Source organism: Rhodococcus sp. NPDC059968 (assembly GCF_042738615.1).
Classification (GTDB): domain Bacteria; phylum Actinomycetota; class Actinomycetes; order Mycobacteriales; family Mycobacteriaceae; genus Rhodococcus_F.
The window spans coordinates 1-1,328 of the sequence record NZ_JBHWUE010000280.1; the positions used below are offsets into that span (position 1 = coordinate 1).

Below are 1,328 nucleotides of genomic sequence, written 5' to 3' on the forward strand. Positions count from 1 at the left end.
AAAGTCAAGCAGCAGCTTGAATTCATTGTCAAACAGTTGCTTGACGAACGGTGCGGGCCCGCGAACCCTGCGCCGGGGACGGACGCCGGCACCGCATTCTCGAACGGGGTGAGCTGTTCGGCGGCAATTCGTCCGGCCGCACGGTCGGCGGCGATCCGTCCGGCCGCACGGTCGGCGGGGATCATTTCCGACGGTCCGAAGAACACGTCCCCCGGCGCCATCTCGGATTCGAGCTGCAATTCTTCGGGTCTGGGCAGTTCGATGTGCGGCGCGGGCGCGAAGGAGGCAGTGGTGGCACTCATTTCCGTGAGAGCGCGGATAAGTCGGTCGGTGATGTGCTCGTCGTCGGCCATCGACATGGACATGGTGGCGAGGATGCGCCGGTGGTCGGATATTCCGATGTCCAACCGGCAGTGCTCGCGCAACCAGTCGGCGCACTGGTAGCCGGTCTCGCTCACGTCGATCAGGATCTGCAGGCGGTCCAGGTCATGGGAGGCTTCCTTGCCCGGCAGGCGGTCCTCGAGGACATTGAGACCGTCGATGCCGTCGACGCCGCATCCACAGCACTCGACCGGCGGGCCCAACACACCGAACACCACCCACCGCGGCGGACCGACACCGCGTCCCGGGCACATCATCGATCAAACTCCGTGTGCCCACACCACCGAAACTCGCCGCGGCCCCCCACCCACCAGCTGACCGACCAGGTCCGACCCTCACCGGCGGGCATCGGCGCCCCAAGGGGGCCGCACCTCGCGTGCACGCAACGCAAGGCGCGCTCGGTCGACACGGTAGCGGCGGGGCGCGTGCACCCGACCAGCACCGGTGTGGCCGGGGAGGAAAAACACCCGACCCTCGTTTCAGCCTGCTGATGCACGGGCCCCTGGTGCCACTCGAACCGCCAACCGACATGCGTGATGTGATTCGGTCGACGGTTACGTGTCCCGCCGGCACGGAATGGAGGACCGCGATGACCGAAGTCGACCACATCGACGTGGCCGGGGCGCAGTCCGTGCTCGAGGTGGCCGAAGTGGTCTCCGCTGTGCTCGGGGCCCGGATGGAGATGGGCGGCGAACCCGGCCGCATCGTGGTCACCGGAGCGCCCGATCCCGATCTTCGGGTTGTCATCGGGCTGGCGATCAATGACCGCGGGCTGCCCGAAAGGTGGACCAGGCGAATCACGATCACCCACGAGCGCAATAGCGACGAACGCCGCCGCTGGACACAGCACCCACACCGCGCCCTCACCGAACGCCGCGATTGGACACTCACCGTAATCCCCGGCGGCCCACCGAACCCACACACCCCACCCTCGTCGAACGCCCGGG

General features: G+C 67.4%; 1 protein-coding gene and 1 pseudogene. One reads left to right on the forward strand and one right to left on the reverse strand.

Features of this window, described 5'->3' with window-relative positions; translation table 11 throughout:
* Positions 1-71 precede the first annotated feature (71 nt).
* Positions 72-551, reverse strand: a pseudogene (locus ACFWAY_RS53835) (ornithine decarboxylase); the annotation flags it as partial.
* A gap of 419 nt (positions 552-970) precedes the next feature.
* Here ACFWAY_RS53835 and ACFWAY_RS53840 point away from each other — a divergent pair.
* On the forward strand, positions 971-1,328 hold a 358-nt coding region (locus tag ACFWAY_RS53840), incomplete at its 3' end, for a hypothetical protein (protein ID WP_378516549.1).